14 protein-coding genes are annotated in these 14,607 nt (G+C 62.9%); 4 read left to right on the forward strand and 10 right to left on the reverse strand.

What is annotated here, in order from left to right:
* Window positions 1-7 precede the first annotated feature (7 nt).
* Genes K6301_RS18765 through K6301_RS18775 form a run of 3 tightly spaced genes read left to right on the forward strand, consistent with a single transcriptional unit; the run spans window position 8 to window position 2,339 of the window.
* The gene (locus K6301_RS18765) at window positions 8-724 is read left to right on the forward strand and encodes a M24 family metallopeptidase (protein WP_247222057.1); all 717 of its coding nucleotides are present in this window, start codon (window positions 8-10) and stop codon (window positions 722-724) included.
* A gap of 21 nt (window positions 725-745) precedes the next feature.
* Entirely contained in the window at window positions 746-1,534 is a 789-nt protein-coding gene (locus K6301_RS18770; protein WP_247222427.1) for an ABC transporter ATP-binding protein, read from the forward strand.
* Window positions 1,527-2,339 carry an ABC transporter permease gene (locus K6301_RS18775; RefSeq protein ID WP_247222058.1) on the forward strand — a complete coding sequence of 271 codons (813 nt, stop codon included), beginning with the start codon at window positions 1,527-1,529 and terminating at the stop codon, window positions 2,337-2,339. The genes K6301_RS18770 and K6301_RS18775 overlap by 8 nt, the downstream gene beginning before the upstream one ends.
* Window positions 2,340-2,378: 39 nt before the next feature.
* On the opposite strand, the gene K6301_RS18780 is transcribed toward K6301_RS18775, so the two are convergent.
* Window positions 2,379-3,692 carry a four-carbon acid sugar kinase family protein gene (locus K6301_RS18780; RefSeq protein ID WP_247222060.1) on the reverse strand — a complete coding sequence of 438 codons (1,314 nt, stop codon included), beginning with the start codon at window positions 3,690-3,692 and terminating at the stop codon, window positions 2,379-2,381.
* A 2-nt stretch (window positions 3,693-3,694) separates the two neighbouring features.
* Window positions 3,695-4,951 (reverse strand): 3-oxo-isoapionate-4-phosphate decarboxylase OiaX, encoded by a 1,257-nt coding sequence (gene oiaX, locus K6301_RS18785; RefSeq protein ID WP_247222061.1) that lies wholly within the window; start codon window positions 4,949-4,951, stop codon window positions 3,695-3,697.
* Between the two features lie 150 nt (window positions 4,952-5,101).
* Between oiaX and K6301_RS18790 the strand changes: the two genes are divergently transcribed.
* Window positions 5,102-5,848, forward strand: a complete 747-nt coding sequence (locus K6301_RS18790; RefSeq protein WP_247222062.1) for a transcriptional regulator NanR — start codon at window positions 5,102-5,104, stop codon at window positions 5,846-5,848.
* Here the strand turns inward: K6301_RS18790 and apnL are convergent.
* From apnL to K6301_RS18830, 8 genes are all read right to left on the reverse strand, one after another.
* On the reverse strand, window positions 5,821-7,683 hold the full coding sequence (apnL, locus tag K6301_RS18795; RefSeq protein ID WP_247222063.1) for a D-apionate lactonase: 1,863 nt from the start codon (window positions 7,681-7,683) through the stop codon (window positions 5,821-5,823). The genes K6301_RS18790 and apnL overlap by 28 nt on opposite strands.
* Window positions 7,680-8,714: a Gfo/Idh/MocA family protein gene (locus tag K6301_RS18800; protein ID WP_247222065.1), complete on the reverse strand. Its 1,035-nt coding sequence runs from the start codon at window positions 8,712-8,714 to the stop codon at window positions 7,680-7,682. Before K6301_RS18800 ends, apnL begins: the two co-directional genes overlap by 4 nt.
* A gap of 2 nt (window positions 8,715-8,716) precedes the next feature.
* Window positions 8,717-9,784, reverse strand: a complete 1,068-nt coding sequence (locus K6301_RS18805) for an ABC transporter permease (protein WP_247222428.1) — start codon at window positions 9,782-9,784, stop codon at window positions 8,717-8,719.
* Window positions 9,784-11,328, reverse strand: coding sequence for a sugar ABC transporter ATP-binding protein (locus tag K6301_RS18810; RefSeq protein WP_247222067.1), 1,545 nt, complete (start codon window positions 11,326-11,328; stop codon window positions 9,784-9,786). The genes K6301_RS18805 and K6301_RS18810 overlap by 1 nt, the downstream gene beginning before the upstream one ends.
* 1 nt (window position 11,329) lies before the next feature.
* The gene (locus tag K6301_RS18815; RefSeq protein ID WP_247222068.1) at window positions 11,330-11,968 is read right to left on the reverse strand and encodes a DUF2291 family protein; all 639 of its coding nucleotides are present in this window, start codon (window positions 11,966-11,968) and stop codon (window positions 11,330-11,332) included.
* A 70-nt stretch (window positions 11,969-12,038) separates the two neighbouring features.
* Window positions 12,039-12,980, reverse strand: a complete 942-nt coding sequence (locus tag K6301_RS18820) for a D-ribose ABC transporter substrate-binding protein (RefSeq protein ID WP_247222069.1) — start codon at window positions 12,978-12,980, stop codon at window positions 12,039-12,041.
* Between the two features lie 121 nt (window positions 12,981-13,101).
* A complete protein-coding gene (locus tag K6301_RS18825; RefSeq protein WP_247222070.1) occupies window positions 13,102-13,929 on the reverse strand; it encodes a phosphogluconate dehydrogenase C-terminal domain-containing protein in 828 nt (275 codons plus the stop codon).
* Window positions 13,930-14,138: 209 nt separating this feature from the next.
* Window positions 14,139-14,564 (reverse strand): GlcG/HbpS family heme-binding protein, encoded by a 426-nt coding sequence (locus tag K6301_RS18830; protein WP_247222071.1) that lies wholly within the window; start codon window positions 14,562-14,564, stop codon window positions 14,139-14,141.
* Between the last annotated feature and the right edge of the window lie 43 nt (window positions 14,565-14,607).

Raw genomic sequence — 14,607 nt, forward strand, 5'->3', positions numbered from 1 at the left:
GACCGCCATGACCGCCACCGCCTCTTCGCGCCGCGTCGTTCCCGCCTGGACCTATCGGCCCGGCCCTGATGTCTCGGACCTGCCGCCGCCCGGACTGGTTGCGGCACAACGGATCGCAAAGGGCGCGGCGGCGGCAGGTCTCGCCGCCGCCTCCGCCGGCATCAGCGAGCAGGATGTCGAGCTTGCCGTGAGCGACTATCTCACCGCCCAGGGCATCGCCCATGTCTGGACGATCACCAATGTCGGTCTGGGCGAGAACACGCTTGTCTGCTTCCCGACCAACCCGCCGACGACGCTCAAGGCCGCCGAGCGGGATGTGCTCATGGTCGATGTCCACCCCATCACCGCCGATGGCTCCTGGGGCGACTGCACGCGCTGTACCGTGATCGGCGACTGGCCGGAGGCGCGTAAGGCGCTGTCGGACCTCGAGGCGATCCATTACGAAACGCTGGAGAAATGCCGGCCCGGCATGCCGGCGAACGAGCTTTTCGGCATGAGCCACGAACGGCTTGTCTCGGAAGGATATGTGCTGCTCGACCAGCTCGGCAATATCGGCCACTCGCTCACCGCCGGGGCGGCCTATCTCCACCAGTTCATCGATGCCGGCAATGCGACGCCGATGTGGGGCGCGTGGGCGATCGAGCCCTTTGCGGCCCGAGACGGCATCGCCGTAAAGGTGGAGGACCTCGTGTGGTTCGGCCGCGAACGCTGCATCACGCTCTAGGGAATCGGGAACTTGAACAACATGGAACAGGCTCCAAAACTCGCATTGAAGGGCGTATCGCGCACCTTCGGCGACTTGACCGCGCTTTCCTCGACCGAGCTTGCGGTCAAGCCCGGAGAGTTCATATCCGTTGTCGGCCCGTCCGGCTGCGGCAAAAGCACGATGTTCAACATCATCGCAGGTGTTCTCCAGCCCAGCACCGGAAAGGTGCTGATTGACGGCAAGGACGTGACGAACCAGTCCGGCCATGTCGGCTACATGTTGCAGAAGGACCTGCTGCTGCCGTGGCGGACCGTCCTGGACAACATCGTGCTCGGCGCAGTGCTGAAGGGCGGCGCCTCGCGCGCCGAGCGTGATGAGGGCGTGGCCCTCGCCCGTCGTTACGGCCTCGGCGACTTCATCAACCATTATCCGGCCGCCCTTTCCGGCGGCATGCGCCAGCGCGTGGCGCTGATGCGGACGCTCGCCATGCATCACGACGTGATGCTGCTGGACGAACCCTTTGGTGCGCTCGACAGCCAGACGCGTCTGTCCATGCAGCAATGGCTGCTCAGCGTGTGGGAAAAAGAAAAACGGACCATCGTCTTCGTCACCCATGACATCGACGAAGCGATCTTCCTGGCTGACCGCGTCGTGGTGATGACGCCCAGGCCGGGCCGCATCCATGAGATCATCGATGTGCCGATCGAACGGCCGCGGCCCGTCTCCAGTCTGACGCGCCCGGAATTCGTTGCGCTCAAGCAGCGCATCCTCGGCACCATCTACAACAATGCATCGCCTGCGAACGAGGAGGCCGCACCCCATGCATGATCCGACGGAAAACAGAAGCGTGCTTCTCAAGATCTTCTATCCGGTCGTCGCACTCGTGCTCGTCGTCGTCGCCTGGGCTTTCCTCGTCTGGTTCTATGAGGTTCCACGCTACGTGATGCCGTCGCCGTCGGACGTTGCGACCCACATTTCCGAGGATTGGCAGACACTGGTCAAAGGTTTCGGCGTGACCTTCCTGGAATTCCTGCTCGGCTTCACGCTCGGCGCCGGGACCGGTTTCGTTTTCGCGGTGCTGATGGACATGTCGCGGACGGTGCGTGGCATCCTCTATCCCATCCTGATCCTCAGCCAGGCCATCCCGATCATCGCGATTTCAGCAGCGCTGACGATCTGGCTGGGCTTCGGGCTCGCGCCGAAACTTGTCATCGTTGCGCTGGTCGTCTTCTTTCCCGTCGTCGTCAACGTGCTCGATGGCCTTGCCTCCGTCGACAAGGACGTGCTCAATCTGGTGCGCTCGATGGGCGCATCGAAGTTCAGCACATTCCGCCACGTCAAACTGCCCGCGACCTACTCGCCGTTGTTCTCCGCCCTCAAACTCTCTGCCACCTTCAGCGTTACCGGCGCGGTCATCGCGGAATGGACGGCCTCGACCAGCGGCGGCATCGGCGCCTATCTGCTGCAGGCGAATTCCCGCCTGAATACGGCGGGCACCTTTTCGGCGATCACATTCCTTGCCGCGCTCGGTATCGTGAGCTTCCTGCTGGTGGTCGCGGTGGAATATCTACTGACGCCCTGGAAAAGCGGCCACAAGGCCCGCCGGTGGTCGCGATCGTACTGGCAGGAGTAAATGCACCGATGCGGCGTGCGCGATCCCGCATCGACCCTGTCACATCTGCCCGCCTGCCCCGCCGGCCCTGATCATGCTGAAATAGTCGTCGCCCCCGACCTGGCCGCCCTTCAGGGCGATCTGCAGGCCGTCTGCGACGCCGCCATGCGCAATGCAGAGCGGCGAACCCGGCGTCTGCGGAAGTGGCATTTTCAGCGTCAAGGCGCTGATACCCATTTCGCCGAGCGCGTGACTCGACGTGTCGCCGCCGGCGACGACGGCGCGCGAAAGGCCGGCGCGCGTGATCAGTTCGGACTGGATGCGGCCCAGTGCCCGGCCGAGCCGGTGTCGCGCGCCCGTGGAGGAATCGAGCTCGCCGCCGCGATCGGCGGATGGTCCGAGCGCGGTGTAGAGCACGACGCTTCGGCCACTTCCCAGCACCTTGAGGCCGGCATTGACCGCTTCCGTGATGGTGCTCGCATTTTCTTGCGCCGACAGCGCGACCGGATCGACCGTCACGCCTTCGAAGCCGTTTGCCAGCGCATGCCGGATCTGACGTTCCGTCGTCGGGGACACGCTGCCCGACACGACGGCGATGCGATCCACCGGACCGGCAGCGGCAAAGACCGGCGCCGGACCGATCAATCCACTGTCCCGCCACGCGGGTATGAGCGCATATTCGACGCCCGAGGAGCCGCAGACGAAACGGCTCTTCGCGCGCAAATGGTTCCAGAGCAGAGTACCGGCCGCCCTCTGCGTCCGGTCGTCGAGCACGTCGAGCAACAGGATGTCTGCTTCAGCCGGGTCAGCGTGGCCGAGCAAAGCGACATTATCCACCAGTGCGGAAGACAACGAGGTCTGCCGTGCGAGATGCAGCAGCACGTTCGCCTCATCCATCGGCGTGACGGGATGGCGCGACATGACCGGATGCCTGTCGATACGATAATTGCGGCCCTGATAGGCCGCGAAGAGCTCGCCGAAAGCTGTGTAGCGACGGATCTGCGGCGCACCGACGATGAGAGGAACTGTAGCCTCGCCGAAAACCTTCCGGCCGATTTCCATGGCGCGACCGATGCTGCCGACATGCGGCGCGGAATCGAAGGTCGAGCAGACCTTATAATGGCAAAGTTCCGCGTCCAGCGACTTCAGCCAGGCGAAGGCCTCGGCCAGGTTCACATCCATCCATTCGGGCGTTTCGCTGCGGCTGGTGCCGGCAAGGCCAAAAGCACGCGCACCGGAAAAGCGCGAGAGCAGGTCCGCGTTCGGCACCTTCAGGAAAAGCACGGTCTCGACGCCATTCGAGGCAAGCGCCTCCATGACATCGGTGGAGCCGGTGAAATCGTCGCCGTAGTAACTGATGAGGGGTCGCGTCATGCTCAGGCCGCCTTGCCGTCGGCAAATTTCTCGATGGATTGCGCAAGTTCCGGATGCTCTTTGGCATAGGCGTCGAGCGGTATACCTTCCACCGCCGCCTCCCAGGCCTGCTTCACAGCCCTAACCCCGGCGCCAGGTCCGCCCGGGTGGCTGACGATGCCGCCTCCGCAGAGATAGAGCAGGTCGGTCGAGCCGCCGGTGGCGGCAATCGTGTCGGGCGCCTGACCGCCCCACTGCCCCGAGCCGATGACCGGAAGCGCCACGTCGCTGTCCGAGAAGAGCGGCGTTGTAACGGCCTTGTAGGATCGCACGAAACTCTCATCGGGCTCCCAATACTTCACGCGGATGCCGTTGATCTGGAACTGGTCGACGCCGAGCAGACGCCAGAACTGCTGCCAGACCGAAAATTCGAAACCGAGGCCCGCATGGCGCGTGAGGATATCCCAGCCATTGCGGTGAGCGTGCAGGACGAGCCCGGAACGCTTGCGCAGAAACGCCATGCCGCCAAAGCCGATCGAGTTGATGTTGACGACGGCGCAATTGCCGCCCGCCGCCAGAACCAGATCGTGATTGCGCATCATCTCGTCGGGATCGGCATGGCTGATACCGAAGGCGTACATCACCTTCTTGCCGGTCTTCTGCTCATGATCGAGGATCTTCGGCATGATCGCCGCCACGCGATCGCCCAGCGACGAATAGGCAGGGCTCATCAATTTCTCGTCGTCCTTAATGAAATCGACGCCGGCGTCGATCAATTCTCCGACCATCTGCGCCGTCTCATGCGGTCGAAGGCCGAGCGCCGGCTTGACGATGGTGCCGATGATCGGCCGGTCCTTTACCCCCGTCAGCGCAAAACTGCCGGGAACGCCGAACTGCGGGCCGGGATGGGCTGCGGCGAATTCCGGCGGCAGCTTCATGTCGACGATGCGGATGCCGGTCATGCCCTTGATCGAAAAGACACCGCCGATGGCAATCGTCATTAGTGCGGCAAGATCGGTGCCGATAGCATCCAGCGGGAAATCGATATCGACGTCGGCTCGGTTGAACCGCGTCGCGCCGCCCGCTTCCTCGGGAAACGAAGGACGATCGGCCGATGGCAGGGCGCGGATGTCAACGACGCGCGCCGCCACGCGGGCCTTCAGCTCTTCCGTCTCGCCCGGCAAGGCCACGAAGGTGCCGGTCGACTGGTCGCTGGCGATCTTCGCCGCCATCTTCTCCACCGAACCTGCTGTCTCTATCCGATAGGTCAGACGGATCATGTTTTCTCCTCAGCGGTTCGGCGCAATCAGCTTGTCCGGCGCGAAAAACTGGTATAATGAGTATTCATGTTATTGCAAGCCGTTTGCGGCGAAAGCTGTTGCGACGATTGAACTTGATGCATATTCAAGCCTGTCGAAATCAGGTGACTCATGACCGTCGTTTCCGAACCGATCATCCGCAAGAAACTCTCCGATGAAGTCTTCGCGCGGCTGAAAACCATGATCGAGACCGGCGAATTGCAGGCCGGCGACGACATGCCCTCCGAACGTGAACTCATGGAGCGCTACGGCGTCGGCCGCCCAGCGATCCGCGAAGCAATGCAGGCGCTCGCCGGCAAGGGACTGGTCGAGATTTCGCAGGGCGAGCGTGCCAAGGTACTGCGCATCACGGCCGAGTCCATCATCCGGCAGGTCGACCTGCCGGCCAAGCTGATGCTCTCGGGCTCTTCCGACTCGCTGGAACACTTGAAGAATGCCCGCATCTTCTTCGAACGGGGCATGATCCGCGAGGCCGCCGTCAAGGCGACGCCGGAGCATATCGCAGAGCTGCGCATCCTTCTCGACAGGCAGAAGGCAAATCTTGGCGATGCGGATGCCTTCATCGAGGCCGACATGGATTTTCACCAGTGCATCGCGCGCATTTCCGGCAATCCGATCTTCGCCGCCGTCAGCGGCGCGATGCTGGGTTGGCTGAAGTCCTATCACACCGAAATGCTGATCTGGACAGGCCGCGAGAATGTCACCCTCGCCGAGCACGAGGAGATCATCCGCGCCATCGAGAAGGGCAATGCGGACCAGGCCGAAAAGGTGATGATCAAGCATCTCGAACGTTCCCGCGCCCTCTATACGCTCAAGGGACAGAAATCGCCTCAGAGCACGGCTTCAACGCAGCCATAGGGCGGCAGGACGACCCTTTCGGTTGCCGATAGCCCATCGCCACCAATCAATGAAACCTGGCGCGGCGGAGACGACAGCACCACGGTCTGCGGTTCCGGCGTGATGTTGGTGAGCAGGATCACCCTATCCGACGCAAGACCCAGAACGGCATCCGGCCGTGACGTTTCGACAGACCGCACATTGTGTCCCGCCAGCGCGCCAAGGCGTGCGAGGACGTGGGCAAGCGGCCGCAGTTCGCCAGGCGCCATCGCCTCGCCCGCCCCCGCCACCAGCCCGAAGGGGCCCACGAGTGTGGAAAGTGTGAGCACTTCGAGCCCGGTCGTGGCGACCGTTGCGGCGTAAGCCAGCGTCCACGCAGCACCGAACTGACCATTGTGGCGCGGATCGACATTGGCCATCGGAATGCGCCAGCCGGCAGGGTTCTCCTTGGTCGCGCTACCATAGGGGTTCTGGCGCATGGCGATCGTCGAAGGCCCGATGCGATAGGGCTTCTCGCCATAGAGTGCACGGACCGAGTCGACGACATAGCGTAAGGCCTCGAACGTCTGCATGACCGAGAGATCATGGGCCGCGTGCACGATGGGGTTCGTGCAATGGCTCACATAATCGACGCGGTCGCCCGGCACGCGCTTGCGGTTGAGCTCCGTGAAATAGCTCATCATGCCGCCGCCGAGCCGGACATTCGGGAAGGCAGCCCGTGCGGCCGCGTAAACATCCTCCAGCGGCGGGCATTCCGGCCATGCGCTTCCCGGCGGCGTCGACTGACGGTCCACCGACGGGCAGACGAACAGGCTGTCGAGCGTCAATCCCGCTTCGCGAACCAGCGACGCGAGTTCGGACATTTCCTCGTCCAACGCACGCTGGCAGGCGACGGCGGCCTCCAGGGTGACCTTCAGTCCCGATTTTTCCGCAATGTCGGCATAGCCCTTCAATGCGGGCAAGCCGTGCCCCGCACCGGGATCGAAATGCGCGATCAGATGACGCGCATGAACGGTGTCGAGCACCTCGAGCGCCGACCGTTCCTCCGCAAGGCATTCCGGACGCAGCCCGACACCGATTTCGGGGAAGAGGCGGTCCGTCCGCGCGAGCGTCAACGTGACGGCATCGGAATTGTCCCTAGCGACGCCGGCATCGCCGACCGACTGAATTTCAATGAGAACCTTCTGACTAAAAGGCTCGTTCCGCGCGATGCGGTAAGGCCAGGGCAGCGCCAGCGGGCGCACATAGGTCTTGTAGGAGCCGTCCGTCCAGTTGCGCTGGTCTTCCATCTCGAAGACATCGCCGACGAACTCCGTCACCGCCGAGACGCCAGGCGCGACCTGGTGGGTGATCGCCGCGATATCCATGAAGGGCTGCCAGGGCTCTATCCGCTCCGGCCAACGCGCGTGCTCGACGCTGCCATCGCCATGACGCACCGAAACGGGTTGTCCCGCCACACCGACGACGGGATGCAACACCACAAATCCCGCACGCGCCGTCTCGAAGTCAGCGTCGCTGACGCAATCGGCGGAGAAGGCAACGGTTTCGGCCGTACCGGATATGGCGATGGCGCAATCGAGATTGGCACCGTCGGAAGCACTGAAGCGAGCCTTGTAGGTCACCGAGAAACCTGCGTCCGTCGCCCGCACCTCAAGATCGTTGATTGCGGCGCTGCAGGTACCCCAATCCTTGTCGCGCACGAGGAAGGCCACGGCCCGCAGCACCTCATGGCCACGGAACCGCAGGGTCCGCAGATTGCCGTCCTGCAAGACGACGCTCAGATCGCCGGCCACGAGCGTGCGGCTTTCCGGCTCGCGTTCGTTCGTGCCGTAAAGCCTGAGCAGGTCGCCGCTCATGCCAGCAAATCCGCGATCGTGACGGTCTCCCCACTTTCGGCACTGAGATAGGCGGCCTCGACGAGGGCGAACGTCTTCAGGTTGTCGCGCCCGGACGTATCCGGCTCGCCTCCCTCGGCCAACCGTTCGGCCCAGTGTTTCTGGATGAGCGCGACACTTTCCTGAATGTTGTGCCAGGGCCGCGACGCCCAGGGCAGCAGGTTCGGCGCGACCACGCTTTGTACCGTGCCTTCTGGACCATGGACCTTCAGCTTGTAATCCTTGCCCAGCCGCAGCGTGCCCCTGGTGCCGTCGATCTCGACGAAGGTTTCCGGGAACGGCTCTTCCGGCAGTTTCGTCGCATAGCTGACATCGACGATCGAGGTGATGCCATTGTCATGGTCGAGCAGCATGGTCGCGACATCCTCGCCGGCGATGTCAGGATTGACGCGGCGCGTGCGGGCGGTCATGCGGCTGGCATCCCCGAACAGGAAGCGCGCGATGTCCAGCGAATGGATGCCGAGGTCCTCGATGATGAAGCGCTTGCCCTTGGCGAGATAAGGCTGGCCGGAGAAGACATCGAAGCCGGAGCGGAACGAGACGCGCCCCCAGAAGGGCTCGCCGATGGCACCACTCTCCAGCACCGCCTTCACGGCAAGGATCGGCGTCTGCCAGCGGAAATTCTCGTGGATCATCAACGGAATACCGGCGGCATCCGCAGCGCCGACCATGGCCTTGGCATCGGCCAGCGTCGGCGCGAACGGCTTCTGGCAGATCGCCGGCACCCCGTGGCTGGCGGCAAGCTCGACCAGCGCGCGGTGGCTGCCGACGGTCGTTGCGATATCGACGAAATCGAAGCCGCCATCGGCAAACAGCGCCTCCGCCGATTGGTAGCGCCTTTCGACGCCGAACTGGTCGCCGACGACGCGCAGGCGCTCGGGATCACGGTCGCAGATCGCGACGATCTCGACACCGGCGAGATCCTGCCAGCCATGCATCTGGTTCACGGCAAAGAAGCCGCAACCGATCAGCGCACCCTTGGTCTTCGTCATTTTCAGCCTGCCTTTGCCATCTGCATCAGGGTGACGCGCTGCTGGAGGCGGCGCTGCGCCTGGTCGACCACAACGGCTACGATGATCACGAGACCCTTGATCACCATCTGCCAGAACGAACTGACGCCCATCATCACCAGACCATCCGAGAGAATCCCGATCACGAAGGCGCCGATGATCGTGCCGCCGATCGTGCCGCGCCCGCCCGACATGGATGTACCACCCAGAACCGCCGCCGCAATGGCATTCAATTCGAGATTGGTGCCGGTCGCCGGGTGGGAGGCCATCAGTTCCGAGGAAATGATAAGGCCGACGATGGCCGCGCAGAAGCCGGAGAACATGTAGACGAACATCTTCACGCGGTTGACGCGGATGCCGGACATGCGCGACGCGCGCTCATTGCCGCCGACGGCGAAGATATGCCGGCCGAGCGGCACGAAGCGTGCGAAATAGGCTGCTCCCAGCGCCACGACGATGAGGATCCAGACGGAAACCGGAAGCCCGAGGATGGAGCCCGAGCCGAGATAGGCGAAGCCCTGGTTGCCGAGGTCTTCGCGTCCCGTCAGATTGGGCAGCGTCTGACCATCGGAGTAAAGCAGCGCCATGCCGCGTGCCACATAGAGCGTGCCAAGTGTCGCGATGAAGGGCGCGACGTTGAGGCGGGTGATAAGCAGGCCGTTGATCGCCCCGATCGCGATACCGACGATGGCCACGATGATCGCCACCTCGACGACGTTGAAATAGACGGTATAGCCGAGCGGCAGCGCCACGCCATACATGATAAGGCCGCCGGCGATCATGCCGCAGAGGCCGACGATGGAGCCCACCGACAGGTCGATGCCGCCGGTGATGATGACGAAGGTCATCCCGATGGCGAGGAAGGCGTTCTGCGTCGCATGCTTCGACATCAGGATCATGTTCGCGGTCGACAGGAAATTGGGCGCGAAGATCGAGAAGAAGATGATGACCGCAAAGAGCGCGATGAAGGTGCGAAGCTTCATGAGCGTGAGCAGAGCGGCGCCGGTGGAGAGGTGGTTGCCGGTGGCGGCAGTTTGCGTTGCTGTCGTCATCACGCATGCATCCTTTTGGTTTTATGTCCCTCTGCGGAGGCCGAAATCACCATGTCCTCGGTGGCATCCTTCCGGTCGACCACCATCACCAGCCGGCCATTGCTCATGACGGCGATACGGTCGGAGAGCGCCATGACCTCTTCGAGGTCTGAGGTTGAGAACAAGATCGCAAGCCCCTCGCCCGCCAGCCGCCGCATGGTGCGGAAAACATCCGCCTTGGCGCCGACATCGATGCCGCGGCTCGGTTCGTCCATCAAAAGCACCTTCGGCCCGGTCATCAACGCCTTGCCGATGACGACCTTCTGCTGGTTGCCGCCCGACATGGAGGTGACGTCGAGATCCGGGTTCTTCGCCTTGATCGAGAGGTTGCGGATCGCGTTGGCGATCGCCTCCTTCTCGCGCTTGAGGTCGATATGGAAGCCGGCTTTCAGGAACTGGCTCAGACTGGCCATGGAGAGGTTGTCGGCAATCGACATGGACTGCACGAGGCCTTCGCGCTGTCGATCTTCCGGGATCAGCGACAGGCCCTCACGGATGCGCCGCGTCGTGTCACGGCCCTTGAGCTCCTCGCCCTCGACGAAGATTTTGCCCGTGTAGTGTTCGTGGCGGCCCATGATGCACTCGAAGAGTTCGGAGCGCCCCGCACCCATCAGGCCGTAAATGCCGAGGATTTCGCCCTTGCGCACACCGATCGAGACATGATCGACGGCATAGCCGCCCTGCGCACGGGGCAGGCAGATATCCTCGGAACGGAAGACCTCTTCGCCGGGTTCGTGATCCACCTGCTTGGCGAAATCCTTGGCATCCGAGCCGATCATGGAGCGCACGATCCAGCGCGTGTCGATGTCCTTGACCATCGCATGGCCGGTAATCTGTCCGTCCTTGAGGACGGTGATGTAGTCGCCGATGCGCATCAGCTCTTCCAGCCGGTGCGAGATATAGACGATGGCGACGTCACGCGCCTTGAGATCGGCGATGACGCGGAAGAGCACGTCGACTTCCGCAGCGCTCAACGCGGAGGTCGGCTCGTCCATGATGAGGATGCGTGTGTCGAGGGAGACGGCGCGGGCGATCTCGACAAGCTGCTGCTGGCCGATCGGCAGGTCTTCCGCCAGCGTGTCGGCGGAGATGCCGGCTTCGAGGCGATTGAGGAATTCGTTGGCCTTCTCGACCTGCGCCTTGTGATCGATACCGCGCAGGCCGCGTGTGATCTCGCGCGTCGCAAAGATGTTTTCGGCGACCGAGAGATTTCCGAAGAGGTTCAATTCCTGGAAGACGATACCGATGCCGTGGCGGACCGCGTCCGCAGGACTGTCGAGATGAATGCGCTCGCCATCCATCCAGATTTCGCCGAGCGTCGGGCGTTCGACTCCAGCGATGATGCGCATCATGGTGGACTTGCCGGCGCCATTCTCGCCCACAAGCACGTTGACCGCGCCGCGGCGCAGCTTCAGGTCCGCCTTCTTGAGCGCCACGATGCCGGAATAGGCCTTGGTGATGTCCTTCAGTTCGAGAATGACGTCGCCGTCATCGGTGGCGCTCATGTCAGCCTCCGACCGTGATGGTGACGGGCACGAAAAGCGGCAGCTGTCCCTTGGCCGGCAGCGGATAGGCGCCGAGCGCCTTGATCGTCTTGCCCGTCAGGTTTTCCCGCGGCAATTTTTCAAGCAACAGGCCGTTCACATGGGTGTTGAACGACTTGCCGTACTGCGCCCATTCGATCTGGTTCTTGAACTCGTTGAAGTTCACGAATTTCAGGCTGTCGCGGATCGCCGTGCCGCGGATGGCCGGACCGATCGCAACGCGCACGTCCGCCTTCCGGTCGCCGTCGACGTCGACATCGACATAGCCGGCGCGGGATTTGGTTTCCTCTGCGACGATCACGCCGTCGATCGTGGCGGCAAAGGTCCAGGGCGCGTTGCCCTGCTTTTCCTTATGGCCATATTTTTCAGCTGCCGCGTCGAGATTTTCGGCCGCGAGTGCCGAGACCTCCTGGAAAGTGCCGGCGCGCTCCTGAAGAAACGGAACCACCTTGGCGTCCCAGATATCGGCGACCATCTTGTCCGGGTTGAAGGCGCCGGCCGCCGCCTGTTTCTGCTCGTCTTCCGTCTTGACGAGCTTGCAGCCCGAAAGCGCGAGCATCCCGGCAAGCACGAGTGTCCAGGCAGCCTGATACCTTGGCATTCCGATTCTCCGTCATGAAAGAAGGAACGCGAGGCGGGACCGCACCCCGCCTCGCGCCATCGTGCGACGATTACTCTGTCAGCGCGAAGGTCTCGAGCTTGTCAGCGTTGTCGGCCGTGATGAGCACGCAGTCCATGAGCTGCTTTTCTTCGGCTGGGCCCTTGCCGGTCTTGATGTAGGTGTCCGCCTGGGTAACGGCGAGCTGGGCCTGCGCGTAGGCCGGCTGCATGACGGTCGCCTTGATGCCACCCGCCTTGATGGAATCGCGCACGTCGTTGGACCCGTCGAAACCGACGACGATGACGTCCTTGCGGCCGGCAGCCTGGAGTGCTGCGATCGCACCCATGGCCATGGTGTCGTTGCCGGCGATCACGCCCTGGATATCGGGGTTCGCCTGAAGGATGGTCTCCATCTTGGAGTAGCCTTCCGTCTGGCTCCAGTTGGCCGACTGCTGGGCGACCATCTTCATATCAGGGTATTCGTCGATGACGTCGTGGTAGCCCTTGGAGCGGATGCCGGCATTGAGATCGGCTTCGCGGCCGAGCAGCTCGACATAGTTGCCCTTCTCGCCCATCAGCTTCACGAACTCCTCGGCGCCGAGCTGCGCGCCCTGATAGTTGTTCGAAACGATCTGCGAGACGGCGACGCCCGTGGCGTTGATTTCGCGGTCGATCAGGAAGGACGGGATGCCGGCATCCTTGGCCTTCTGCACGGCGGCGATCGAGGCTTCCGAACCGGCATTGTCAAGGATGATCGCCTTGGCGCCGCGGCCGATGGCCGTATCGATCAGCTGCGACTGCTTGTTGGCGTCGTCGTCATGCACAAGAACCAGCGTGTCGTAGCCGAGTTCCTTCGCCTTGGCTTCCGCGCCGACGGCTTCCGCCTTGAAGAACGGATTGTCATGGCTTGGCGTGATGATGGCAATGAGGTCTGCGGCGAAGGACGGCATGGCGACGCTTGCGGCCATGACAGCAGCAAAGCCGACGGTAATCAGTCTGCGGGTAATATTCATAGGTCTCCTCCCGGTTAAGCACCGGCCTCCTGCGACCATCCCTCCATGAAAATGGCCGCACCGGTGCAATCTTTACCCGGCACACATGGCGCCGGATGCGGCGGGCCAGGCCCGCCGAAAATCAGGTGATGCGCTGGATGCTGGCTGCGATTTCCGCGGGCTCGAACACACGCTTCCAGTCATCCTTCATCAGCACGGGCTTGCCGAATTCGATGGCCTTGTTGCAGGCATCGGAGAATACGCCCGGCGTCTCTTCGAAGATGACGGCGCCGAGCACATTCATGTGGCCGAGCAGGAAGTCGCGGGCGGCCTCCTTGGCAACGCCGCGACGCACGCATTCATCCATCGCCTCGCGCATGACAACGAGCAGCGAGGCGCAAACGGTTTCCGAAAGGCCCGGCTCCAGCAGCGCCATCTGCTCGACGGTGACGCGGTGCGAGCGCATGACCGGCGCCCAGATGACCTTGGCGATCTCCTCGCCGAGCGCGTAGGCCTCCTCGGGACCCTGCATCAGCGCGGAAACGATGTGCTGCTTGGCGGCGATACCGCCGAAGAAGTCCCGCTTGGCCGCCGGATCCGTCTCGTCGTTGAAGATCGGCGGATGGCAGGGATGCGTGACGAAATAGGTGAGGTCCGCGCGCTCCGGCAGATGACCGGCAAAAGGCGCGGCAGCATCGAGCGCCACGACCATCGTACCCGGCTTCAGCTTGTCGGCAATGCCGGCGGCAACCTTGCCGATCGCCGTATCGGGAACGGCGAGAATGACGACGTCCGCGCCATCGAGGCCTTCATCGGTGGCGACGCAGGTCAGGCCCAGATCGTCAGACAGGCGCTTCTTGCCTGCGTCACTCACCTCGATATGCCGCACATCGAACCGCGAGCCCTTAAGGTTCTTGGCGAGCCGATAGCCCATTTTGCCGCCAGCGCCGAACAACGCGATCGATGTCATCGAAATCTCCAAATGCGAACGGCTGGCCTGCAATCGGCCCAACCGAATTTCCTCCACCGGCAACCCGGCCTGGAGCTATATCTCGCAACTGGTATAACAAGTCAATAACTATCTCATCGAATATGTGATGCGATGAGACATCGTTGAAGAGCCGGCAACCTCGTTCGGTTACCGGCTCTTCAATTGCATGATGCCGCTTTACGGCTTCCTCAGGCTCTCGACGCCAGGAAATGGTCGATGCCGGCCTGGGCGCACTGGGTGTCCTGCGCGGGAGTGCCCGAGCTGAGGCCGATGGCGCCCACGACATCGCCATCGACTATCACCGGCAATCCGCCCGCGACCACCATCAGACGACCGCCGATTGCCGAATTGATGCCATAGGCCGGGCTACCCGGCTGACTTGCCGAACCGTAACTCTCGGTCGTGCGCTTTGCGCCGGCGGCCGTATAGGCCTTGTCCTGTGCGATGATCGTGCTTGTGATCTTCCCGCCATCCATACGCTCGAACGCGATCAACTGACCCGATTCATCGGTGATGGCGATGCACATCGGCACCCCGATCTCCTCTGCTTTGGCGCGCGCGCCTGCAATCAGGATGCGGGCATCTTCGATGCTCAAACGGCGGATAGTCAACATGATGGAGGTCCTTCCCTCGCGAAGTCCAGGTTTCAGTGATCAG

The organism is Shinella oryzae (assembly GCF_023038235.1).
Classification (GTDB): Bacteria; Pseudomonadota; Alphaproteobacteria; order Rhizobiales; family Rhizobiaceae; genus Shinella; species Shinella sumterensis.